22 protein-coding genes are annotated in these 23486 nt (G+C 39.0%); 13 read left to right on the plus strand and 9 right to left on the minus strand.

The features are described from left to right. Nucleotides 1-44 precede the first annotated feature (44 nt). Nucleotides 45-2132 carry a polyphosphate kinase 1 gene (ppk1, locus tag I6E80_RS11290; protein ID WP_197185574.1) on the plus strand — a complete coding sequence of 696 codons (2088 nt, stop codon included), beginning with the start codon at nt 45-47 and terminating at the stop codon, nt 2130-2132. After that, nucleotides 2125-3612, plus strand: a complete 1488-nt coding sequence (locus I6E80_RS11295) for a phosphatase (protein WP_024600195.1) — start codon at nt 2125-2127, stop codon at nt 3610-3612. The genes ppk1 and I6E80_RS11295 overlap by 8 nt, the downstream gene beginning before the upstream one ends. Before the next feature lie 39 nt (nt 3613-3651). Here I6E80_RS11295 and I6E80_RS11300 read toward each other — a convergent pair whose 3' ends face one another. The 7 genes from I6E80_RS11300 to I6E80_RS11330 all read right to left on the minus strand — a co-directional run bounded on the left by I6E80_RS11300 (nt 3652) and on the right by I6E80_RS11330 (nt 12797). Next, nucleotides 3652-4107: a hypothetical protein gene (locus I6E80_RS11300; protein WP_024600196.1), complete on the minus strand. Its 456-nt coding sequence runs from the start codon at nt 4105-4107 to the stop codon at nt 3652-3654. Nucleotides 4108-4297: 190 nt separating this feature from the next. Continuing rightward, on the minus strand, nt 4298-7417 hold the full coding sequence (locus I6E80_RS11305) for an efflux RND transporter permease subunit (RefSeq protein WP_197185575.1): 3120 nt from the start codon (nt 7415-7417) through the stop codon (nt 4298-4300). A gap of 8 nt (nt 7418-7425) precedes the next feature. After that, entirely contained in the window at nt 7426-8979 is a 1554-nt protein-coding gene (locus I6E80_RS11310; protein ID WP_197185576.1) for an efflux RND transporter periplasmic adaptor subunit, read from the minus strand. Next, complete coding sequence (locus I6E80_RS11315; protein ID WP_197185577.1) at nt 8969-10345, minus strand: TolC family protein; 1377 nt, start codon at nt 10343-10345, stop codon at nt 8969-8971. The genes I6E80_RS11310 and I6E80_RS11315 overlap by 11 nt, the downstream gene beginning before the upstream one ends. A 112-nt stretch (nt 10346-10457) precedes the next feature. Further along, nucleotides 10458-10757 carry a hypothetical protein gene (locus tag I6E80_RS11320; RefSeq protein WP_197185578.1) on the minus strand — a complete coding sequence of 100 codons (300 nt, stop codon included), beginning with the start codon at nt 10755-10757 and terminating at the stop codon, nt 10458-10460. A 157-nt stretch (nt 10758-10914) separates the two neighbouring features. Further along, nucleotides 10915-11529 carry a paraquat-inducible protein A gene (locus I6E80_RS11325; protein WP_024605600.1) on the minus strand — a complete coding sequence of 205 codons (615 nt, stop codon included), beginning with the start codon at nt 11527-11529 and terminating at the stop codon, nt 10915-10917. 2 nt (nt 11530-11531) lie between these two features. Next, the gene (locus tag I6E80_RS11330; protein ID WP_197185579.1) at nt 11532-12797 is read right to left on the minus strand and encodes an EAL domain-containing protein; all 1266 of its coding nucleotides are present in this window, start codon (nt 12795-12797) and stop codon (nt 11532-11534) included. Nucleotides 12798-12947: 150 nt separating this feature from the next. On the opposite strand from I6E80_RS11330, the gene I6E80_RS11335 reads away from it, so the two are divergent. The 3 genes from I6E80_RS11335 to I6E80_RS11345 all read left to right on the plus strand — a co-directional run bounded on the left by I6E80_RS11335 (nt 12948) and on the right by I6E80_RS11345 (nt 15281). Beyond that, on the plus strand, nt 12948-13697 hold the full coding sequence (locus I6E80_RS11335) for an ABC transporter substrate-binding protein (RefSeq protein ID WP_197185580.1): 750 nt from the start codon (nt 12948-12950) through the stop codon (nt 13695-13697). A 78-nt stretch (nt 13698-13775) separates the two neighbouring features. Then, nucleotides 13776-14342 carry an alkylphosphonate utilization protein gene (locus I6E80_RS11340; protein WP_024605602.1) on the plus strand — a complete coding sequence of 189 codons (567 nt, stop codon included), beginning with the start codon at nt 13776-13778 and terminating at the stop codon, nt 14340-14342. Nucleotides 14343-14462: 120 nt separating this feature from the next. Continuing rightward, nucleotides 14463-15281, plus strand: a complete 819-nt coding sequence (locus tag I6E80_RS11345) for an META domain-containing protein (protein WP_197185581.1) — start codon at nt 14463-14465, stop codon at nt 15279-15281. Nucleotides 15282-15384: 103 nt separating this feature from the next. Here the strand turns inward: I6E80_RS11345 and I6E80_RS11350 are convergent, their stop codons facing one another. Then, a complete protein-coding gene (locus I6E80_RS11350) occupies nt 15385-16224 on the minus strand; it encodes a 23S rRNA (adenine(2030)-N(6))-methyltransferase RlmJ (RefSeq protein WP_170072270.1) in 840 nt (279 codons plus the stop codon). A 238-nt stretch (nt 16225-16462) separates the two neighbouring features. On the opposite strand from I6E80_RS11350, the gene I6E80_RS11355 reads away from it, so the two are divergent. The 8 genes from I6E80_RS11355 to I6E80_RS11390 all read left to right on the plus strand — a co-directional run bounded on the left by I6E80_RS11355 (nt 16463) and on the right by I6E80_RS11390 (nt 22199). Beyond that, entirely contained in the window at nt 16463-16693 is a 231-nt protein-coding gene (locus tag I6E80_RS11355; protein ID WP_007586448.1) for a hypothetical protein, read from the plus strand. Beyond that, the gene (locus tag I6E80_RS11360) at nt 16693-16998 is read left to right on the plus strand and encodes a cell division protein ZapA (protein ID WP_002957856.1); all 306 of its coding nucleotides are present in this window, start codon (nt 16693-16695) and stop codon (nt 16996-16998) included. Before I6E80_RS11355 ends, I6E80_RS11360 begins: the two co-directional genes overlap by 1 nt. A gap of 63 nt (nt 16999-17061) precedes the next feature. Beyond that, a complete protein-coding gene (locus I6E80_RS11365; protein ID WP_197185582.1) occupies nt 17062-18084 on the plus strand; it encodes an MBL fold metallo-hydrolase in 1023 nt (340 codons plus the stop codon). Between the two features lie 55 nt (nt 18085-18139). Continuing rightward, nucleotides 18140-19609, plus strand: a complete 1470-nt coding sequence (locus I6E80_RS11370) for a LysM peptidoglycan-binding domain-containing protein (RefSeq protein ID WP_197185583.1) — start codon at nt 18140-18142, stop codon at nt 19607-19609. A 66-nt stretch (nt 19610-19675) separates the two neighbouring features. Then, nucleotides 19676-20164, plus strand: coding sequence for a peptidylprolyl isomerase (locus I6E80_RS11375; RefSeq protein ID WP_007586440.1), 489 nt, complete (start codon nt 19676-19678; stop codon nt 20162-20164). A 21-nt stretch (nt 20165-20185) separates the two neighbouring features. Next, a complete protein-coding gene (locus I6E80_RS11380; protein WP_197185584.1) occupies nt 20186-20914 on the plus strand; it encodes an SDR family NAD(P)-dependent oxidoreductase in 729 nt (242 codons plus the stop codon). 24 nt (nt 20915-20938) lie between these two features. Beyond that, nucleotides 20939-21778 (plus strand): amidohydrolase, encoded by an 840-nt coding sequence (locus tag I6E80_RS11385; protein WP_197185585.1) that lies wholly within the window; start codon nt 20939-20941, stop codon nt 21776-21778. A gap of 49 nt (nt 21779-21827) precedes the next feature. Then, nucleotides 21828-22199, plus strand: coding sequence for a hypothetical protein (locus I6E80_RS11390; protein ID WP_197185586.1), 372 nt, complete (start codon nt 21828-21830; stop codon nt 22197-22199). 89 nt (nt 22200-22288) lie between these two features. Here the strand turns inward: I6E80_RS11390 and I6E80_RS11395 are convergent, their stop codons facing one another. After that, a complete protein-coding gene (locus I6E80_RS11395; RefSeq protein ID WP_007375956.1) occupies nt 22289-23464 on the minus strand; it encodes a mandelate racemase/muconate lactonizing enzyme family protein in 1176 nt (391 codons plus the stop codon). Between the last annotated feature and the right edge of the window lie 22 nt (nt 23465-23486).

Raw genomic sequence — 23486 nt, forward strand, 5'->3', positions numbered from 1 at the left:
AATCTGCACTATATTTTATTCAGTATCTAATTACGGAATAAAATATGAACGCTTACACAGAACAACCTCAAGTCATTGAATACTTTGCTAAGGAACTTAGCTGGCTGTCGTTTAATGAGCGCGTACTGCAAGAAGCAAAAGACAAAAACAATCCAATTATTGAGAGAATACGTTTTTTAGGTATTTTTTCTAATAATCTTGATGAGTTTTTCAGGGTGCGTGTGGCAGACGTTAAACGCCGTATTTTATTGAATAAACTACCAAATGCTAACTTTGAAGAAGATGAAGCACTACTAAGCCAAATACAAAAAAAAGTATTACAACTTGGCAAAAAGTTTAATCTAATTCATCAGCAAATCTTAAACGACCTTACAGCGCATAATATTCATGTGGACCGCCCAGAAGAACTCACTACGTTTCATTTAAACTGGTTGAAAAATTATTTCCATGACAATGTATTGCAGCATATATCTCCTATTTTATTAGACGAAAATAAAGATTACTCCGACTACATAAACGACACAATGACCTACTTATTTGTAGAAATGAGCGATGAAAAAAGTCATTTTGCTATGCTAGAAGTACCTACAGACCGAGTGTCTAGATTCATAATACTACCACCAGAAAAAACTCGACGTCATAAAACTATTGTAATGCTAGATGACGTAATTTTATATTTTTTAAATGATGTATTTAGTAACTTTTTTACTTTTGAAACCATTCAAGGTCATGCGATAAAACTAACTCGCGACGCAGAATATAATTTAGATGATGAGCTAGAAGAGGGCTTACTTGATAAAATGTCAAAAGGCCTAAAACAGCGAATTTACGCAGAACCAGTTCGTCTTGTATACGATGAAGCAATGCCAGAGAGCATGTTAAAGGTAATGAAAAAGCGTTTAAACGTGACCCACCACGATGCATTAATACCTGCAGGCCGCTACCGAAACTTTAGAGACTTTATTACTTTTCCAAATGTAGGCCGTCAGTATCTCGAAAATAAGCCACTGCCAGCACTTCAAAGTACCGCATTTAACAAACATACCAGTGTATTTGATGCCATAACCTGTCACGACATATTACTTTACTACCCATATCATACCTTTAACCATTTATTAGAATTTGTACGCCAAGCTGCATTTGATCCTATGGTTACACAAATAAAAGTTAATATTTATCGTGTTGCAAGTAAGTCTCGGCTTATTTCTTCACTTATCAATGCAGCTAAAAATGGCAAAAAAGTAACGGTAATGGTCGAATTAAAAGCTCGTTTTGATGAGCAAAATAATATTGAATGGGCAAAGGTATTAAGTAGTGCCAGTATAAAAGTAATCTTTGGTATTCCAGCATTAAAAGTACATAGTAAATTGTGTATTATTCACCGTAAAGAAAAAAACAAAATAGTAAAATACGCACATATAGGCACGGGGAATTTTCACGAAAAAACGGCAAAAATTTACACAGATTTTAGCCTTTTCACTAAACATACTGGTATTTCTGAGGAGTGCGATAGTGTATTTAAATTTATAGAAAGCAGCTATAAACCCTTTAATTTTGAATACTTAATGATCTCACCTGTTAATGCACGCGATATGCTTTTGGATTTAATAGATAAAGAAATTCAACATGTAGAAAATGGAAAACTAGGAAAAATCACTCTCAAGATAAATAATTTAGTAGATAAGCAACTTGTCGATAAGCTTTATTACGCGGGCCGCAGAGGCGTTAAAGTACGTATAATTGTACGCGGAATGTGCTCGTTAATACCTGGGATTACTAAGTTCAGCGACAATATAAGAGTAATAAGTATTGTTGACCGCTTTTTAGAGCACCCTAGAGTGATGGTGTTTGGTAATAACGGCGATGATAAAGTATATATTTCGTCTGCCGATTGGATGACACGCAACCTAGATCATCGTGTAGAAGTGGGCGTACCAATTTTAGATGCTAAATTAAAACAGCTCATTATTGATATTTTAGAGCTACAATTTAAAGACCGTACTAAAGCGCGACTAATCGACAGTGAACAAAAAAATACGTATGTTAGACGCGGAAACAGAAAAAAAATACGTTCGCAAATTGCAATTTATGACCATCTAAAAAAATGGGAACACAATTATAATAATGAATGATCATCCCTCAATAGCAGCCGTCGATTTAGGCTCAAATAGCTTTCACTTAGTGGTTGCTCGTGAAGTTGATGGCACACTACAAATCCTGCATAAAGAAAAGCAGCGCGTATATTTAGCGGATGGCCTAGACGATAAATTTAGGCTAAGCCAGCAAGCAATTGACCGTGCCTTAATTGTACTTAAACAGTTTGCAAAAACACTACAAGATTTCCCCGCCTGCAACGTAAAAGTAGCAGCTACTTATACTTTTCGTAGAGCTAAAAATATTCATGCATTTTTAACACAGGCTAATAAAGCATTTCCTTTTCATATAGATGTAATTGCAGGACAAGAAGAAGCACGACTGATTTATCAAGGAGTTGCCCATTACGTTCATAATGAAGATAACCGCCTTGTTATCGATATAGGCGGCGGTAGTACAGAACTTATAGTTGGTAAGCACTTTAAACATAAGTTACTTACGAGTCGAAATATGGGCTGTGTGAGTTACACAAATCAATTTTTCAGTGACGGTATAATAAATTCAAAACGCTTTAATAAAGCTGAAATAAAAGCTGAACAAGAAATAGAAGCTATTTTTGCCAATTATGTAGCCGAGGGTTGGAAAAACGTTATTGGTACATCTGGTACTATTAAATCCATTTTGGCTATGGTGAGCGCTCAAAATCCACATCAGCCTTGCATAACTTACGACGACTTATTAAGCCTTAAACAACAATTTATAAAAGCAAAAAGAATTGATAATTTAGAAATCGAAGGGCTAACACCAGAACGCCAGCAGAGTATGTGTGGCGGACTTGCCATTTTAATTGCAATTTTTAGAGAATTTGCAATCACCGAACTAACTTATAGTGATTTTTCGCTACGTGAGGGTTTGCTTCATGAAATGCAGCAAAAATTGGCTGATAAAGATATACGCAGTAATACCATAAATAATGTTAGCGACAGGTACACTGTAGATAAAGCTCACGCAACGCGAGTTTCAGATACCGCTATTTGGCTCTATGAACGTTTAAAGTCGTCTTGGCAGCTTAATAATAAAGACGATGTTGCTTTACTAATTTGGGCAGCAAAATTACATGAAATTGGTCTATCGATTAACTCATCGGGTATTAATAAACACAGCGCCTATATTGTTGCTAATAGCCAGCTGCCAGGCTTTACGCAGCAAGAGCAATTAATACTCAGCTCACTCATTCGTTTTTATCGTAAAAAAATTAAACTCGATGAACTCTCTGAATTTATAACTATTTCGCAACAACAAGTACTTAAACTCATCACTATTTTACGTTTAGCGATTTTATTTAATCAGAAACGCCAAGTGAGCCAAAAACCAAATATGGAAATTAGCGCAAATAGCACCGGATTATTTATAAAGTTTTGCGATAACTACCTGCAAGAGCATACTCTACTGCAAGCAGATTTAGAGCTAGAGCAACGTTATTTGAAAAAGGTAGGTATAGCACTTAATTGCTCCTAGACCAGCAAAAGCAGGGTGACTAACACCCTGCTTTTATAGCTACATATCCATATGTCGATTAGTACTTTGCATCATTTGCTTTATACCTTGCTTTTCAAGCTCTAGTATTTGTTGAAGCTTTTCTTGCCCACTTTGGGTTTCGGCGCGTTCAAGTAAGTATTCATATAGCTCAATCACTTTTTGATGCTGCTCTGATAAATAAGCTTGGATAACTTTCTCATCGAATTGCTGATCTTTACTAATATCATCAAAGGTAATTAACTCAGGATTTTTAGCAAAGTATTCATAGCTGTATGTATCGAGCGTATTTATTTCAGTTATCGCTTTAAACCCGACTAAATCTTCGGCGAGTTTTTTTTCGTAATTTAGGTAGTAGTCCACCAGCATTGCATTATGTTCATCGAGTAAATCCTTTACGCTATAAAAATTAGCCGCCATTTGCGTATGAAACAAAACGGTCCAATCGTATACCTCTTTAATTGTTTTAACTTGCATGTGCATTCCTTACTTGTTGACTGTATAGGTAATACACTGCGTAAAGCGTGCCAATTAAAAAGCCATTTAAAAACAGTTAGTTAATTTAAATATGAGTAATAACGAGCTATTTAATAGAACAACTTACAAATTATGAGTAACTTTTATAGAGTAATACGCCATCAAATTAGCGTATTACTCTGTGTATTTATTATTTAAGTCCTTGTTTGCGCCACAGCAAGTAAACAGCAGGAATAACGAGTAAGGTAAGTACAATTGCACTACCCATACCGCCAACCATAGGCGCTGCTATCCGGCTCATTACTTCGCTTCCGGTACCCGTACCATAAAGCACAGGTAGCAAGCCAATAATAATTGTCGCAACTGTCATCATTACTGGGCGCACTCTAAGCCCTGCTCCTTCAATAATAGCTTGCTGTAATTGCACTAAACTAAGCGGTTTTCCGGCTTGCTCTGCTTCGAGGCACTTTTCTTGATAGGCTTGGTTTAAATACACCAACATAATGACTCCTATTTCTACCGCTACTCCAGCTAAGGCAATAAAGCCTACACCTACTGCAACTGAAAAGTTAAAGCCCTCTAAATACATTAGCCATACGCCACCAATCATTGCCAGTGGCAACGTAGCCATAATAATAGTGACCTCAGCAAAGCTTCTAAAATTAAGGTAAAGCAATACAATAATAATCGCTAATGTAAGTGGTAATACATAAGTCAATTTGTCTTTAGCGCGCTGCATGTATTCATACTGCCCAGCCCACGTAATTGAGTAGCCAGCAGGTAGTATTAGGTCTTTATTGAGCACTTGCTGAGCGTGCTCAACGTAAGTACCAATATCAACACCGTCTATATCAATAAAGCTCCAACCGTTTAAGCGCGCATTTTCGCTTTTTATACCTGGCGGTCCATCTTCAATAAATACATCAGCTACATCACCAAGTGCTATACGCTGCCCTGTAGGCGTTACAATAGGTAACAACATTAACTCTTCTGGCGAGTCTCTGTATGCTTGCGGATAACGTAAATTAACAGGGTAACGCTCTTGCCCTTCTACCGTTTGTGTTACGTTTGTACCACCTATTGCAGTAGATACAACTTGCTGTACGTCGCTAATGCTTAAGCTATAACGCGCGGCTTTTTCACGATTTATATCTACTTTTATATAACGTCCGCCGGCTACTCGCTCTGAGTAAACCGATGCGGTGCCTTGCACATCTTTTAAAAGCACTTCTATTTGCTGACCAATTTTTTGAATTTCGCTCAACTTTGGTCCCGCAACTTTAATGCCCACGGGAGTTTTAATACCCGTTGCGAGCATATCAATACGTGTTTTAATTGGCATTACCCACGCATTCGTCAACCCTGGAAACTTAACTAAGCCGTCGAGTTCTTTTTTCAGCTTTTCAAGGGTCATACCCTCGCGCCATTCGTCTTTTGGTTTTAGCTGAATAAACGTCTCTATCATTGTAAGAGGCGCAGGATCTGTTGCAGTTTCTGCTCGCCCAACTTTACCAAATACCGTTTTAACTTCGGGTACTGTGGCAATTAACTTGTCGGTTTGCTGTAGTATTTCGCGCGCTTTACCTACCGATAAACCTGGATACGTTGTGGGCATATACATTAAGTCGCCCTCATCGAGTGGCGGAATAAATTCACTGCCTATTTTGTTTACCGGGTAAAAGCCAATAACAGAAACAACCACCGCGAGTACCAATGTCATTTTTGGAAATTTAAGCACCCAGTTAAGTAATGGCCGATACGCTGCAACAAGTAATCGGTTAACTGGATTTTTTTGCTCCGAAATAACTTTACCTCTAATAAAGTAACCCATTAATACCGGCACTAAGGTAATCGCAAGCCCAGCAGACGCTGCCATAGCATAGGTTTTAGTGTAAGCCAGTGGCGCAAACATACGCCCTTCTTGCGCTTCTAAAATAAATACCGGCATAAAGCTGACGGTAATAATTAATAAACTAAAAAATAATGCAGGACCTACTTCACTCGCTGATTTAGCCACAACTTCCCAACGGTTTTCCTTGGTAAGGGGCGTTTTTTCCATATGCTTATGCATATTTTCAATCATAACGATAGCGCCGTCGGTCATTGCGCCTATGGCTATTGCAATTCCTCCTAAAGACATAATATTGGCGTTAATCCCCTGCCAATACATAATTATAAATGCCGTTAAAATCCCAAGCGGTAAGGTAATAATCGCCACCAGCGATGAGCGCACATGAAACAAAAACACCACACACACTAAGGCAACTACAATAAGCTCTTCAATTAGCTTACTTGTTAGATTATCTACCGCGTTATTTATTAAGTTGGAGCGATCGTACACAGGAACTATTTCAACGCCCTCTGGTAATCCCTTTTTAAGCGATTCTAACTTTGCTTTTACAAGTTCAATGGTTTTTTGTGCATTTTCGCCATAGCGCATAATAACAATGCCGCCGGTTACTTCACCTTCGCCATTAAGCTCTGCAATACCACGGCGCATTTGCGGCCCGACTCGAATATCAGCTACATCACGTAATTGCAGCGCAGTACCGTTGGCGTTTATACCAAGCGGAATAGCTTCCAAGTCGGCAACACTCTTAATGTAGCCTGTGCTTGTTACCATGTATTCTGCTTCAGCCATTTCAACTACTGAGGCGCCCATCTCTTGGTTGCCTTGTTGAATAGCGGTTTGAATGAGGCTAAGCGGGATACCATATGCGCGTAATTTATCGGGCTCTACATTGACTTGGTATTGCTTAACCATGCCACCAACAGCAGCCACTTCAGATACACCGGGCACAGTTTGTAGCTCAAACTTTAAAAACCAATCTTGTAAGCTTCGTAGCTGACTAATATCGTGTTTATTTGTTTTATCAATTAGTGCGTATAAGTAAATCCAACCTACGCCTGTTGCATCAGGGCCAAGCTCTGGCGTAGCGCTATCGGGTAATCTACTCGCTACTTGGCTTAGGTATTCTTGTACTCGGCTACGCGCCCAATACAAATCGGTTTTTTCGTCAAAAATAACGTAAACGTACGAGTCTCCAAAAAACGAAAAACCCCTTACAGTTTGTGCACCCGGCACAGAAAGCATTGCTGTGGTGAGCGGAAATGTAACTTGGTCTTGCACTACTTGCGGCGCTTGCCCCGGGTAAGTGGTTTTTATAATGACCTGAACATCAGATAAGTCAGGCAAGGCATCCACGGGAGTATTTTTTACCGCAAACAACCCTCCACCCAGTAAAATTAATGTAAGCAACAACACAAAAAAGCGATTGCTAACAGACCAGCGAATAATGGCAGTTATCATAATGGCTCCTAGTGAGAACTATGTTGCATAGTAGAATGATCAATCGGCTCTGCGTTTTGCGCTTTAGTAATTACAAATTCATCGTTAATAATGCTAAAAGTAAAATTAATATACTGGGCATTTTCAAACTGACTAATATCAATATCTGGCGCTAATACAAAGTCCATTGTGGCGGATTCTCGATTCCATTTTTCAATGGCTTCTCGGCTAATATTAATAATGCGATTTTGTGTACCTATAGCATTAATAGTGCCGTTAACCGTGGCGTTTTGTGGCTGCATGTTGATGTTCATATTTGAGTCTGAACCAGAATCCGAACTCATACCTGAGCTAATACCAGAACTAGGTATTTCCATTCGTTTAAAGTCGGAGCTTTTACTCGATTCAGAGTCTATTAAAAATTGCGCTGAAGTCACTACCGTGTCACCTGTCATTACACCTGACAAAATCACCGCTTCATTACTATTAATTTGCCCAACTTCAACTTCTACCGATTTAAAACGACCCTCACCTAATGCAATAACCACGCGGTTTTGATGCTGCGTGCGGATTACCGCTTCTTTAGGGACTGTAAATTGCGCCTTACTCGCTTTAGCGTGAATGCTCACTTGTGCAAACATATTTGGTTTTAACCGATGATCTGCATTTTCAAACCTAAGCCTTACACGCAGAGTCCGGTTTTTAGCATCAAGCGCGGGGTAAATGTAATCAACCTTACCTTCCCACTTTTGACCTTTTAAGTAATCAAGCGTCATTGTAACGGGCAACCCAACACTCACTTGTTCTGATTGGCGCTCGAACACTTCCGCCTCTACCCAAATTTCATCAAGCTGAGCAATACTCATCATTGATGTGCCAGGTTTAACGTAAAAGCCTTCTCGTACTGTTAGCTCATCTACCACACCACTTTGCTTTGCGTAAAAAGTAATATTTTGCATTATCTTTTTATTTTTTTGTAAGCGCTCGATAAATCCATCAGACACATTTAACGACTCTAAACGCGCCTTTGCAGCGCGAATTAACACGGTATTATTACGATTAACTGCCAATAAAAGCTCTTCCTGTGCGTTCACCAATTGTGGTGAATACAATGTATATAAAGGCTCACCAGCTTTAACTTCTGCGCCTTGTGCTTTAACGTATAAACTTTCAATCCAGCCTTCTACACGCGGATGAATATGAATAAGTTGGTCTTGGTTATATTGCACATAACCCACAGTATTTATATCGCTGTGAAGTGTTTTAAGCTGCACTTTGGCAGTTCTTACACCAAAGTTATTAACGACTGCAGGCGAAATAGTTACAGCACCAAGTCCGTCCTGAGCGTTGCTAGCGTTTTCATACACAGGTACTAAATCCATTCCCATTGGAGAAAGCCCTGGCGTGTCACGCCTGTAATTACTATCCATAGGGGCTACCCAATATAAGGGTTGTTTGTTAGCATTTTGCTGTTCATTCATTGGCGAGTTGCTAGGTAAAAATTGCATTACTAAGCCGCCTATTAACCCAAAGGCGCCTGCGCCAACTAAGGCGGCGACAAGTAACTTTAAATTAGTATTCATTGTGTAATTCTCCAGTTTGATCGCTCATTACTTGAGTGTCTAAGCTACTTGCATAATAATTAAGGCGGGCGGTAATAATATGTTGATCTACTTGAATATTAAGTGCGTCTATTTTGGCGTTAAGCTCACTAATGCGCGCGCGCATCACGTCAGAAAAATCCCCATCGTCGCGCGTATAAGCATTAAGTGTTGCCTGAGATTGCTCTGACATTTGCGGTAATAACGTATTTTGATAAAGCGCATCGCGTTTTTGCAAACGAGCGAGTTGGCTAAACTCCTTAAAGTACATGCCTTTGAGTTTTTGAAGCGCCACCAGCTTTTGTGTTTTAGTCGCTTCTGCACTAGCAATAGCCGATTTAACCTGTTGATCTTGTCTGTTATCAGTAAACAATGGCAAATCAATACTAAACCCTACCGAGAGTAAATCAGCTCGCGACTCACCCATCGGGGTATCATCTCGGTAACCATAACCCACATTAACGCCCATTTGAGGTTTGTAGCTTTGCTTAGCGAGTGCAACTTCGGTTTGCTTTGCCGTTACGGTTTTTTCTATCGCAATAATTGCGGGATGCGCCATAAGCAACTGTATTAGTTCATCAAATTCAAGGCTCGAAAAATCAACCAGCCCTGTGGTTTTAGTAAACTCGGCATTTAAAGGCTGCATAAGCATATTAATAGGTAACCACTGTGCTAAACGGCCTTTAGCACTTTCAAACTGCTGCTCAAGCATAACTAGCTTATCTTCAAGGCGGGTGAGCTCTAATTGCGCACGAATAATATCTTGCTGACGTGTTTTACCTAAGGTACTTGCGTAGCTTGCTTCGGTAATGTCAATAAGCTGAGTAAATAGCCCTTTATCTTGCTCAATCAAAGCAATACTTCGCTGAGCACGATACGCGTTTAACCACGACTCAATCACAATTGCTTTTACTTGTGCTAAGCGATCGGCGCGCTGCCAAGGATATTGTTGAGCAGACTGTGCTAATGCTTTTTGTTTAAGCGCTAAGCTATTCCCTCGGCTAAACTTTTGGCTCAAATCAACTTTAAGCTGCGTCATCCCTTCTTGATCAAACGCATAACCGTTAGTAGGTAAGTTAAGTAAGCCAACCGTTAAAACAGGATCGGGTAAGGTGCCTGCGGCAATGCTTTGTGCTATTGCTGCATCTTCTTGGTAGCCACTCGTTTTTAGCCATGGCTCATGCGTTAGCGCATAATTAAGCGCTTGCGTTAAGCTAAGCGTTTGCTCATGACTAGTTTGCTTTAGTATTTCAGTATTTAGGTCATTTTGATTGTTTTGCGCATTAACAGCGGTGCTAAATAACACAACACTACATAATACGACTTTAATACTTACAGCGTGGTTCATCACCTGCTCCATCTAAAAATAAAAGAAAATCTTAAATTAGGAAGCAAAAAAGGTGTTTAGGAGTTACCAATAAACGGGGTTACCGCAATTTTTACATACACCTATCCTGCTATTAAGCAGACATAGGAGGACGGTAGAGTGAACGAGGTATATTAATTTGTGTAGTAAATACACGTACATTTACTTTTTCAGATTCAAGTAAAGTAACGCTAAATAAAGTATCAACATTAAGCATTGAGTTAGCAGCGCAGCCACTAATAGGGCATTTACAATCATTTTGCGGCGTACTTTCGTCGTCGCAACAATCCATCTGCATCATATTTTCAGACATACTAGCAGCCGCAGTTGCATCACTACTTTGTGTCATTGGCATTTGGGCATGCATTACTGTTTTAGTTAGCATATGTGGCATTTCGCATACCATAGCTACAGACGCAACTGCCTGACCCACAAAAGTGAGCAGCAAAGTTATCATGAGTAAACTAGCGTAAAAACGTTGCAACATTATGCCTTTTAATAAACTTTAAAATGATTGTAAGGTAACCTAACGGCAACCACAAATACTTTAATTATGTAGACTGCGGTTTAGCAGGTGTTTTAATTAAGTTACTCGCAATAATTGCAAATATACAATATGCGCTAAAATACCAAAAACCCTCACCAAATTGTGCATTCATAACAAGTAGCTCACCACTTTTACCATGGGCGTTACCTGCTAGGTAAGTCACTATTAATGCAATAACAAATACATCAACCATGCTCCACTTACTTAATGCACAAATAACCAGACCGAGCTTTTGCTTAAACCCATTCAAAGGTAGGCAACAATAAAGCAATTGTAATAGCAGCTTCAAGCTTGGAATAACAATAGAAAACAACCCCACTAAAGCGGCTACAAATAAATTATTATTGCTAGCAAGCTCTTTAACTGTGCCTAAAATACTTTGTGTTTTGTTATAGGCGCTAATCTCACCTTCTAACTTATCAAGCCCTAGCATGTTCGAGAACATCATTAGCATGCTGCGAGTGCGACCATCGCCCTCTTCAGCCAGCATTTCAATACCCGCTTGCGCTAGTTTTGATTTATCTATGTTGCCCTCTATTGTTAATACTGGTTTTGTAATACCAGGAAACAATAAAAAAAGAGCAACCACTACACTTATAACCGACAACCAATTACGCATATTTATTCTGCTATCGCCTCAATAATATCATCACTGTATAAAACAGCATCCAGTAAAAAATTAAACATATGCCCAACATGTAGGTCAGGATTTATTTTAGCCAACTGAATCATCGCTTTATCAAGGTTATCAACTTCAAACTCTTTTATTAATGATAAACATTCACCTAAAATACCTTTTTCAAGTAACAAAGCATCTGATATAGCTGCATCCAAGGTAAATTCATTAACTATATCTTTTAAATCAGCATCTAAAATAGCATCAAGCACAGAAAATAGACCGACTAAGTAACCTTGTTCTGTCAAATCGCTGTTGTTTTGCTCCAAAATAAGCGACATAAATTGCGCTCGCGTTAAAGCAAGCTTAGTTAATTCTGTTGGCTTTGCGACCCCCAACTCACTAATTGCTAAAACACGTACAAATTGCCTAATTGTGTCTTCACCTAAATAAATAACAGCCTGCGAAATAGAAGTAATGACTAAATTTGCTTTACCTGAACGCGCATTAGCTAACTTTAAAACTCGCGCTGTTATGGCGACATCTCTGGCCACACGTTGATGAACTTCTTTAAAGCAAAGTGTTTGTTTTGCTGTAAAACGCAATAGATCAAATACAGTTAACTTTGAAGGCTCTACACCTTTATATGTAATCATTTCTGGGCGAGAGAAAAAGAACCCCTGAAATAAATCGCAGCCTGCCAATTTTAATATATTAAATTGTTCATGCGTTTCTATTCGTTCAACAATTATTTTTGCATGTGGATTTGCACGTTTTATTTTTTTAATGCGTATATTGGTTTTAATAACCGGATCATCTATCTCAATTTTTATGTAATCAACATGCGCTAACAGAGGCTCCCATTTTGGATCGCCATCGTAATCATCAAGTGCAAAAACATAGCCTTCTTTTTTAAGTTCTTGCACACGCTCAGCAACCGCAGGAATATTACCTGTTCGCTCCACTATTTCAATAACACTATTTTCTGGCAATAAAAGTTTGGGAAAGTTATCGAGAATAGTTTCTGATGACAAGTTTATAAAAGCCAAATGATGCGCGGTAAGCCTATCTAAACCTACCAACATTAATGCATTAAAAAACAGCCGGCTTGTTGCATGCACATCAGAAGTGCCCACAGGAAACGCATTATTAGCAGAGTCTCGATAGAGCAGTTCGTAAGAGAATACATTCTGGTCTATATCAAAAATAGGTTGCCGCGCGACAAACTGAGTTATTTTTTGTACCTCATCAGGTATGTTATTTAATTTCACTTGGCTCTAAACCTATAAATAAAAGATGGCAAAACAGCCAATAATATGTGTACTTTAATGCAACTCGCATAAGATAAACATAGTCGTCATTGCAAAAATGTTAAAATTACACAACACTAATATAAAAATATTAATATAAAAGGTGGAGATTTGGCTAACTTTATTCGGTTATTACTACTGAGTCCTCTGCTATTTATATTTTCTAGCTATGCCAGCATTAATACTACTCCCCTCAAATATAATGTTAGCGCGTCAGGTAGTCATTATCCATATTATACAAATGATCCAGAAAAGCCTGGTGTATTACCCGAAATTATTGAAAAAATTCTCGATGATGCAAATATTGCAGCTTCTCATATCGACCTACCCACAAAGCGTATTACCAAATATTTACAAGATGAAATAATCGATTTTGATGTTATTTCATTAGAATGGCTGCCAAAGAGTGAGAGAAATGATCCTCGTTATGTTTTTTCAGAGCCGCTTATTTATGCTTCAGAAATGATTGTTACTCTTCCTCAAAATGCCCAGAACTGGCAAAGCGCTGATAGCTTAAAGGGTAAAAATATAGGAACGGTACTAGGTTACTATTACTTTAATGACAACACCTTTGAGCGTGTTGACTTTCCATCCGAGAAAGAACTTATGACCGCTCTATCAAGAAACCGCGTAGAAGCTGCACTAGCAGGCAAGTTAACTGCGCTCTATTGGGCAAAAAAGTTAGGGATAAACATTACATTTGGCGCACAGCATTCCCATGGGTTTTTAAGAATTCGTTTATTGAGCAAACATAAAGAATTATTGCCACAAATAAACCTAGCAATTAAAAACCTTCATACTCAAGGTTATATAAAAAGTATTGAAGATAAGTATATGAGTAATATACCCACACAAAATTAAGGGACTAATGGCGCAGAGCTCGTGTTTTGGAGTATAATAGCAGCAAATGTTAACTCGACCAGAACCAGAAAGAGCCCCATGAGTATTGAAAAAGCCTTAATCGAACGTAGTAGTAATCAATGTGAATTGTGTGCAGCCACCGAGAACTTATCTGTTTATGAAGTACCACCGGTAACTGAAACCCACTCAGATAAATGTATTTACACATGTCAAACATGTAAAGATCAAATCGAGAATAACAGCGAAATAACGCCTACACATTGGCACTGTTTAAACGATAGCATGTGGAGCCAAACTCCTGCAGTACAAGTTGTAGCTTACAGAATGCTTTCTCGTTTAGCGCCTGATAATGGCTGGGCACAAGATGCGCTAGACATGATTTACCTTGAAGAAGACACGCTAACGTGGGCTAAAAAAGCACTTGCCGAAGATGACGATTTAAAGCATGTAGATAGCAACGGTGTAGTACTTCAAGCAGGCGATACTGTTACCCTAATTAAAGACTTAGATGTTAAAGGCAGTAGCCTTACCGCTAAACGTGGAACAGCTGTTCGTAATATTGGCCTAACCAGCAACCCTGATCATATTGAAGGGCGAGTTGACGGCCAGCGCATTGTTATTTTAACTAAGTTTGTTAAAAAATAATCGTTTGTTTTTAATTATTAAAGGCGCTAATGCGCCTTTTTTATGTTTAAAATAAGTTAAGGAATGATTAAGTGTCTAGGTAATACACTAAGGATATAATATTGAGTAAGGATAACCAACATGGAAAAGCATCAAGCAGTATCTTCACGTAAAAAGGCAGTTGCAGGGATTGGCTTATTGGCGCTTAGCGCTTTTGCAGTAACTGGCTGCGGTGAGCAAACTAAGCCAACTGAAAATACAGAGCAAGCAAAAGCAATATCTACCCTAACTATTCAAGTTAGCTACAAAGATCGCAGTATGCTTCGCCCTGGCTCGCAATTAATAGTTACGCTTTCCAATGTATCTAAAATGGATGTAAAAGCCGATATAATCACACAAGAAGTGATTGATGTTACCCAAGCCCCGCCATTTACCGTTGAGCTAATTTATGATGCCAGCAAAATTAGCGATAAACATCACTATAGCCTAAGCGCCAGAATTATAAATAAAGACAAAGTGCTTTACACAAGTACAACAAATGATGACCCGTTTACAGAATCACAGTTAACTACCCCCTATAAAATTGAGCTTTCAAAAGTGTCGACTCAAAAACCCGATGTAACACTCACAAATACTTACTGGAAAGCAATAACAATAAATGCTCAAACTGTGAATGTTACAACTAAAGAACCGTTCATTCAGTTCAATAAAGACCATCGCGTTAATGGCTTTTTAGGCTGTAATAATTTTAGCGGAAGCTATAGCACCGAGCAGCAAACAATTACACTTAGTCAGCTAGCAAGTACAAAAAAGATGTGCTCGGATAATATGAGCCAAGAAGCGGCTATGTCTGACGTACTTAGCAAAACTTCAAAGTGGGAAATAACAGGTGAATCACTAAAACTTAAAAACAGTCGCGGTAATACGCTTGCTACTTTTAGTGCGGTTTATTTTAATTAATATTTAGCTCCCTTATATATTACCTAACACATTCGTACTGATTTTAAATAAAATGCCCAGCAAAGCTGGGCATTTTATTATTCGTTATAAGCGCTATTTAAAGTTACTCATCAACGAGTTGTTCACTTCTGTAAAAACCACTTGGCTCACTTAACAAACTAACAAGTTCAGGCATTATTGCATCCATTGTTTGCTTTAGCTTCCACGGAGGATTAATTACAATCATGCCCGATGCTGTCATACCATGTACGTCAGTATCCGCTTCAGTGCCTAATTCAAATAACTGAATGTTGCGCATTCCTGAGTCAATTAAGCCCTGTTCCATATTATCAATGCGCTCTCTGTCTACAACCGGATACCAAATCATGTAAGTACCTGTAGCAAAACGCTGATGAGCTTTAACTAAGGTTTTTACAACCGTTTCGTAGTCATCTTTAATTTCGTATGGAGGGTCAATTAACACACACGCTCTGCGAGATGCTGGTGGTAATAAACCAACTAAACCTGCAAAACCATCCTCTCCACGCACACGAATAGATCGCTTACCTTGCATGTTTTCTTCAAGCAATAATAAATCGCGCGGGTGCAGTTCAAAAAACCAACCCTTATCTTGGCGGCGCAAAAAATGCTCTGCAATTTTTGGTGAACCTGGATAAAACGCAAGTTCGTCAGTGTCGTTAAATGACTTAATTAATTCAATGTATTCATTAAGCTCAGCATGCTCACTTTTATGTTGCCAAAGTTTTTCAATACCATCTTGATACTCTTGCGTTTTTTGCGCGTCGGCAGCTGCAAGTTCAAAAAAGCCAGCACCTGAATGTGTGTCTATATAATCAAGCGGTTTATCTTTAATTGTTTGATAATTTAGCACTTGTGCCAGTACTAAATGTTTAAGTACATCGGCAGGATTACCCGCATGAAATGAGTGTCTGTAACTAAGCATTATTTATTTTCGCCATACGCAATTTAATATCGTAAGTGAACCATAAGCACTAGGCTTTGGCAACTTACACCAAGATAAGAGAGTGTTTAAGTGAACCATTTCTGAATGAAAAAGCTCATATGCTGAATTATCCCTTAATGAAGAAGAAAAATCAGCTAAAACCACCGTAAATGCTGGCAAATCAACACACTTTGCTTTACATTTGCATGACATTAATTACAGTTATATGAGCGCCTTTATGAATAACACTACTCTTCAACAACTCGAACAACTGATCGATTCTTTAATCGAACGTAATAACCAATTACAAACAGATGTTGTTACTTTAAAAGAACAGAACACTAAACTAAGCGATGACAACGAATTGCTACAACTTGAAGCTTTAGAAAATGAAGAAAAGCAAAAAGATGCCAGCACTACTTTATCTGGTCTTCTTGATAAGTTACAAAGCGCACAACAGGCTAGCTAATGTCTGAGCTGCAAAACCAGCGGGTCACTGTTGAGTTGCTAGGTAAAGAGCAGCAATTTGCTTGCCCTGAAGGGCAGGAAGATGCATTAATAGCAGCAGCTAAAAATCTAAATGACTTAGTTGAGCAAATGAAGCAACGCTCAACCGTTAGAAACGATCAAAAAGCCCTACTAATGGCAGCATTAAACTTAAGCCACGAATTGCTAGAAGCAAAAACACAGGCTACAGTTGAACAACAGCATCAAGACCAATTGATTGATAAACTCAGTCAGCATTTGGCAAATGACCCCAAACACCAAAAATAAAAAGCGCATACTGCGCTTTTTGTTTATTATTAAAGTAATTAAACATCAGCGTAGAGATAATAAATGAAGTTAAAAATTTCAAACATAGCCTCTTCATGTAAGCACTTACTATTAGCATGCACTTTATTATCAATAGTACCTAGCACCTATGCTGCCGTCACTTGGAATACAATAAACCCTCATATTCAGTTTTTAAAGCAACAAGATAAGCTTCGCTTTTACGACTCTAACCAAGTATTAATTGAAGGCGAAAAATGTGCCCTACTTGTTGATACGAGCGCCAATTTTGCCGCAGTTGAACAACTTGCTGAAGATTTAAAGAAGCGCCTTAAAACACCCTTATGCTATTTAGTGGTTACCCACTACCATGACGATCACTTGCTAGGTATAGCGGTTATGCAAAATTTTTATCCAGGTGCCAAGCTCATTGTTCATCAGCAGGTAAATAAAAATTTTAACCTTTATCAAACAGCATATACCGACAAACTAGACACATATGAAAAGAGCATTGAGCTGAGCTACCAACGATTAGCGAATGTGCCCAAAGAAGAGCAAGCTAAATGGCGAAATAAGTTAGAACTTGCAAAAAAACGACTTTTTCGCTGGCAGGAGTATCAGCTTAGCAAACCCAAAATAGTAATTGATAGTCGTAAAGTTATCGACCTTGGTGATTTTGAGGTAACGCTTGAGCCGCAGCAAGCCCATACTAACGGCGATTTAACTATTACTACTAATAATGGCAGTGTGCTGATTGGTGGCGATATCGTTGACTGGCTTCCTTACCCTGGACACGGTGAACTTAAAAGTTGGCAAGCGTTGCTTAAGCAATATATTAACGACGAAAAGCTCACTATTATTTTACCTGGGCACGGCGGTACATTAACAAAAGAGCAGCTGAAACAGCCACTATCATTTTTAACAGCTATAACAGAGCACGTTAAAAACAATAAAGATCAAAGTATTGAGCAGTTAATGCTGTCGTTTCCTGAATCAGTTATTGAGCCTTACAAACAAGAAGCGCTTAATATAAAATCGAGCAACTTCTTTTTACAAGCTGGCCTAAATCGCGCAAAAAGCGCAGAATAACTCAACACAACGGATTGTGTTAAAATAATAGAAGGAATTTACAAAAGTGATCACTATGCGCAGTTTGGTTTTATGTTGTTTGGGTATTTTGTTATTTGGTTGTCAATCAACGGAGCAAGAACCACAAGAAGCTCCACAAATATTTACTCATTTTGAGCCTGACTATACTTATGATACTGATGATGAAGTAGCTCAAACGCCCCAAGTTAGTGAGCACGTTACGCCACTTCAATTCAAAAAAACAATCGTAAAAAAGCGCCCACCAAAAACCACCGATCTGTGGGTGCATATAGCCAACAATCTACACTTTACGGTTTATCAAAATCGCGCGTTAAAAAAGCGTATCAGCTGGTACGCAAAGCAACCTAACTACTTACAAACTGTGAGCAAACGCGCAGCGCCTTACCTGTATCACATCGTAAAAAAAATTGAGCAAAAGCAATTACCTATGGAGCTCGCATTACTACCATTTGTAGAAAGCGATTTTAGACCAACGATAGCCTCATCACAGCAAGCTGTTGGTGTTTGGCAGTTAGTTGGCGCAACAGCGCATCACTTTGGAGTTAAGTCAGACCAATGGTACGACGGTCGCCAAGACGTACTTGCTTCAACAGATGCTGCACTTGATTACTTAAGCTACTTACATAAACGCTTTGATAGTAATTGGCTACATGCTTTGGCTGCTTATAACAGTGGTGAGGGCCGCGTTAAACGCGCAATCGAAAAAAACAAAAAACGCGGTAAAAGCACCGATTACTGGTCACTCAGTCTACCAAAAGAAACCGCCGACTACGTACCCAAGTTACTCGCTTTAAGCTATTTAGTTAAGCACCCACAAAAGGGCATTAAACGCCCAAAGCTTGCATATAAGCCATTTACCACACAAATGAACATAGGCCAGCAGTTCGACTTTTCAGTCATCGCTAAGCTCTCTGGTATAGGTTCAAAGCAGTTACACGCGATTAATCAGGGATATTTAAAAAATCAAAGCTCACCTAACGGGCCGCATACTTTACTGCTTCCTATAGGGCAAGAGGCTTTATTAAAAAGTCAGTTTTTTAAATCAAACTTTGCTGGAGAGTACATCGTTAAACAAAACGACACGCTTTACGGTATCGCTAGACGTTTTAGTATGTCGGTAAAAGCTTTAAAACAACTTAATAACAAAAATAATAATTTAATCGGCGTTGGAGAAAAGTTATTAGTTGGACAACCTAAAACCCTGCCAAGCACATTAACTGTTGATTACAAAATTAGCCCTTATTTAGAACACCAAGAGATTGCGATTCCCACCATTGAAATAGATTACGAAGTTAAGTCGGGCGATAGCCTTTGGAGTATAAGTCAACTTTACGATGTACCCCATAGCGACTTGGCAAAATGGAACAAACTCTCTGCATCAAGTATTTTAAAGCCTGGCACTCAATTAGTACTGTTTATACCACAGGCTGAAAAGCAAAAAGCAGCCCCAACAAAAAAAGATTTTCTGCTAAATTTACAAAAAACACTAAATCAGCCACGTTAAGTTTATAAACAAGTATATTTCGCGTAAAATTGCGCCCTAACATAGTTATTATTTGAAGAGACAAGCATGCAAATTAGCAAAAATTCAGCGGTTGAATTTCATTACACCCTTAGCGAAGCGGGCGAGCAAATAGAAAGTAGCACAAACGAAGCGCCACTTACTTATATTCATGGCAGCGAAGGCATGCTTCCTGGTTTAGAAAAAGCACTTGAAGGTAAAGAAGCAGGCGAAAAATTTAGTGTAACTCTAGAGCCAAGTGAATCATACGGCGAGCGTGTTGATGACTTAATTCAACGCATTCCGCTTAAGCATCTACAAGGCGACGTTAAAGTATGGAAACCAGGTATGACAGCAATGGTTAGCTCTAACCAAGGTCGTCATCAGGTTACTATAGTTAAGGTTGGTCGTTTTAACGCAGATTGTGATTTAAACCACCCATTTGCTGGTAAAACGCTAACGTTTGACGTTGAAGTTATATCGGTACGTGAAGCAACAAGTGAAGAAGTTTCTCACGGACACGTGCACGCTGAAGGCGGCTGTGGTCACTCTCACTAGTTAGCAATAAAGGAAGTAAGTATGTCTAAAGTTGCAGTAGTTACAGGTGGCACAAAAGGTATTGGCCTAGCCGTAGTAAAGCGTTTGCTAAACAATGGCTATGAAGTACATAACCTTGATATAGAGCTAAGCGAAATCGGTATATTTCATCAGTGTGATGTAAGTGATGTATTGGCGGTACGCAACTGTATCAACGCTATCTGTGAACAAAGCCAACGTATTGATGTACTTGTTTCTAATGCTGGTAAACACTTAAGCGCAAATATAGAAAGCACCGACGAGCAAACTCTCGATGCACTTTTTGCGCTTAATGTTAAAGGCGCCTATGCCGCTGTACAAAGCGTATTGCCAAGCATGAAAGCGCAAAATAGCGGCGCTATTATATTAGTCGCTTCCGATCAGGCAATTATAGGTAAGCAAAACTCTTTTGCGTATAACCTAACAAAACATGCCCTTGCTTCAATAGCTAAAACAACAGCGCTTGATTACGCGAGTTTTAATATTAGAGCAAATGCGGTATGCCCAGGCACAATAGAAACTCCGCTTTTTCATAACGCAATAGATGCGTACTGTGCAAAAAGTGGCGCAAACAAAGCTGAAATAGTTGCCGAGGAAGCAAGTCTGCAACCGCTTAACCGATTAGGTCAAGCCGACGAAGTTGCTGCTCTTGTGAGCTTTTTAGCAAGCGACGATGCCAGCTTTATTACTGGCAGCCTACAAAGCATAGACGGTGGCTACACTGCACAATGAAGACTGTTCAATGAGTAATGCGCAATGAGCCTAAAAATTATTGACTCACACGTACACTTTTTTAATTTAGTAGAAGGTCAATACTCATGGCTACAAGGTGCTAACCCACCAGCGTGGCCAAATTTAGAAAAAATAAAACAGCCAGTAAGTGCACAGCAACTAGTTCAAAGTACTGACTTTGAACTCGTAGGGCTTGTTCATATAGAAGCTGGGTTTGATAACATCTCCCCTATTAACGAGTTAAACTGGCTAAGCTTGCATTTAAAAGGTATTCCATTTAAAGCCATTAGCTACAACCAAATTGACTCATCGGCTGATGAGTTTATAAACTCGCTGGAAGCTTTAGCTCATCTGAGTTTGTGTGGCATTAGAGATATAACCGAAGGTACTGACGCAAAGCGTTTATTAGATGCTAATAGCTTTAAAAACCTAACAACATTATCAGATACCCGACTGCATTTTGAAGCTCAGTTTGATATTGAAAATGGCGAAATAACCAAACAAATAGCTTACTACGCTAAGCAGCTACCGCAGCTTCAAATTATAATTAATCATGCAGGACTGCCAAGTAATTTAAATACTTGGCAACAAGGTGTTGAGTTACTTGCTCAGCATGACAATATTGCAATTAAGTTTTCTGGTTTTGAATTACTACAACTCACCAGCGAACAACAAGCGGCGTGTTTTAATTTTCTTTTTAATCACTTTGGCCAGCAGCGTATTATGTTTGCTAGCAACTTCCCTGTGTGCCAAATAAATACAAGCTACAACAATCTATGGCACTGCCATAAGGCGCTATGCTCAAACGATAAGACATGGCATGACCTTAGCTATGCAAACGCTAAGCACTACTACCAAGTGTAAGTAAAACTAGTTATATTAAACTCTCTTTTTATGATAATACGGCCAATTTATGAAAATGTACTTTTTACTAATCGTTGTATTTTCAGCGTTTCTTCTCAATGGCTGCATATCGCAAAGTCCAGACCCTACACCCAAGCTGCAACATGCTCTACTGGCAAAGCCGGATAAAACAGCCGTTAGCAAGGCAATTAAAACACTGGTACATATGCAAGAGACTCAATTAGCTGATGATGTGTTTACTACCAGCAGCACAGTCACCATTAGCAATGTAGATGGTAATAATATTATCGACACGCAAAGTCGCAATACACCCGATCAGTTTGAATTGATGATTAAAGGCAAGCAATGCTATATACGCCACCTTGATAGTAAAGCAACTATTGAGCTTAAAGATGTCGAATGTAAAATTAACGAGTTATAACAAGCTTTACCTCCTTCCCAAACAAGTAAAAGCCGGTAAGTGACTAATCACTTACCGGCTTTTATATAACCTAAACTCAGGTTAAAAAGTTACTTAATTTCTACACGCTGAGAACGCATGACAATCTCATCGTTTAACTCAATACCCAACCCTGGCTCTTCTGACACTTCAAAGAAGCCGTTTTTAGGTTGTGGATCTTGTAAACATAACTCGCGGTTCCACTTTTTAATCGCATAAGTATGGTGCTCATGAATTAAAAAGTTAGGGATAGCCGTTTCTAAGTGCAGTGATGCTGCTGTTGCAACAGGCCCGCCACATACATGAGCTTGAATACGCACATCAAAAATATCAGCGTAATCACACACTTTTTTGGTTTCGGTAAAACCACCACATAAGCCAATATCAGGTTGCAGAACATCAATACTTTGATCTTCTAAGTACGGGCGCACACCCCAGCGATTATACAAACGTTCACCACCAGCAATTGGCACATTAACTTTATCTGCTACTTTTGCATGTAAAGAATGGTTTAAATAGTTAACTGGCTCTTCAAAGTACATACAGTCAAATTCTTCTGCAATTTCACCCAACTGAATGGCTGTTGTCACACCTGGTAAACTGTGGCATTCAAAAATAATATCCACTTCGTCGCCTACTGCTTCGCGAATAGCTTGCATACGCGCACGATATAGCTTCATTTCAGTACGTGATATTATTTTTGTACGGTCGTAATAAGTATTACCGTCTTTATCGTACTGAATTGGATCTACTTTTACTGCATCGTAACCTTCGGCCATCGCCTTTAAAGCCGCTTCTGCATATTCTTGCGGCTGTACTAGCGCTTTAAATTCGCTATCCCAGTCAAACTGTAATTGCGATGCGTACGTACGTAGTTTGTCGTTAACTTTACCGCCTAACAATTGATATACAGGTAAACCAAGCGCTTTACCTTTTATATCCCAAAGCGCGGTATCAATTGCGCTCATTGCAGCATATACAACAGGTCCGCCACCTAAGCCCCAAAAGCTCTCACGTAACATACGAGACCATAGTTTTTCTGTTTGAAATGGGTCGTGGCCGATTAAAAAGGCATCTGCCATTTCCTTAATCATAGCCGCTGCAGCACTGTGCCCTAAATCGTATGCAAGGCCCGCTTCGCCAACACCACTAATACCTTCGTCAGTATGAATACGTACAAACACAGGTGTCCAAGAAGGTCTATCTGGACAGTGAATATCAAATACTTCAACGCGATTTACTTTCATTAAAATTCCTTATTAACCGCTA

Origin of the sequence: Pseudoalteromonas sp. NSLLW218, from assembly GCF_015864775.1 — a bacterium.
Taxonomy (GTDB): Bacteria; Pseudomonadota; Gammaproteobacteria; order Enterobacterales; family Alteromonadaceae; genus Pseudoalteromonas.

Bases quoted from the DNA above. Each gene is read 5' to 3' on its own strand.
- I6E80_RS11365 (WP_197185582.1), top strand. From the start codon at position 17,062: ATGAAGTTAAAAATTTCAAACATAGCCTCTTCATGTAAGCACTTACTA.
- I6E80_RS11325 (WP_024605600.1), bottom strand. From the start codon at position 11,529: ATGCGTAATTGGTTGTCGGTTATAAGTGTAGTGGTTGCTCTTTTTTTA.
- I6E80_RS11300 (WP_024600196.1), bottom strand. From the start codon at position 4,107: ATGCAAGTTAAAACAATTAAAGAGGTATACGATTGGACCGTTTTGTTT.
- I6E80_RS11375 (WP_007586440.1), top strand. From the start codon at position 19,676: ATGCAAATTAGCAAAAATTCAGCGGTTGAATTTCATTACACCCTTAGC.
- I6E80_RS11345 (WP_197185581.1), top strand. From the start codon at position 14,463: ATGGAAAAGCATCAAGCAGTATCTTCACGTAAAAAGGCAGTTGCAGGG.
- I6E80_RS11395 (WP_007375956.1), bottom strand. From the start codon at position 23,464: ATGAAAGTAAATCGCGTTGAAGTATTTGATATTCACTGTCCAGATAGA.
- I6E80_RS11305 (WP_197185575.1), bottom strand. From the start codon at position 7,417: ATGATAACTGCCATTATTCGCTGGTCTGTTAGCAATCGCTTTTTTGTG.
- I6E80_RS11360 (WP_002957856.1), top strand. From the start codon at position 16,693: ATGTCTGAGCTGCAAAACCAGCGGGTCACTGTTGAGTTGCTAGGTAAA.
- I6E80_RS11315 (WP_197185577.1), bottom strand. From the start codon at position 10,345: ATGAACCACGCTGTAAGTATTAAAGTCGTATTATGTAGTGTTGTGTTA.
- I6E80_RS11370 (WP_197185583.1), top strand. From the start codon at position 18,140: ATGCGCAGTTTGGTTTTATGTTGTTTGGGTATTTTGTTATTTGGTTGT.
- I6E80_RS11310 (WP_197185576.1), bottom strand. From the start codon at position 8,979: ATGAATACTAATTTAAAGTTACTTGTCGCCGCCTTAGTTGGCGCAGGC.
- I6E80_RS11320 (WP_197185578.1), bottom strand. From the start codon at position 10,757: ATGCCACATATGCTAACTAAAACAGTAATGCATGCCCAAATGCCAATG.
- I6E80_RS11390 (WP_197185586.1), top strand. From the start codon at position 21,828: ATGAAAATGTACTTTTTACTAATCGTTGTATTTTCAGCGTTTCTTCTC.
- I6E80_RS11340 (WP_024605602.1), top strand. From the start codon at position 13,776: ATGAGTATTGAAAAAGCCTTAATCGAACGTAGTAGTAATCAATGTGAA.
- I6E80_RS11355 (WP_007586448.1), top strand. From the start codon at position 16,463: ATGAATAACACTACTCTTCAACAACTCGAACAACTGATCGATTCTTTA.
- ppk1 (WP_197185574.1), top strand. From the start codon at position 45: ATGAACGCTTACACAGAACAACCTCAAGTCATTGAATACTTTGCTAAG.
- I6E80_RS11385 (WP_197185585.1), top strand. From the start codon at position 20,939: ATGAGCCTAAAAATTATTGACTCACACGTACACTTTTTTAATTTAGTA.
- I6E80_RS11380 (WP_197185584.1), top strand. From the start codon at position 20,186: ATGTCTAAAGTTGCAGTAGTTACAGGTGGCACAAAAGGTATTGGCCTA.
- I6E80_RS11295 (WP_024600195.1), top strand. From the start codon at position 2,125: ATGAATGATCATCCCTCAATAGCAGCCGTCGATTTAGGCTCAAATAGC.
- I6E80_RS11350 (WP_170072270.1), bottom strand. From the start codon at position 16,224: ATGCTTAGTTACAGACACTCATTTCATGCGGGTAATCCTGCCGATGTA.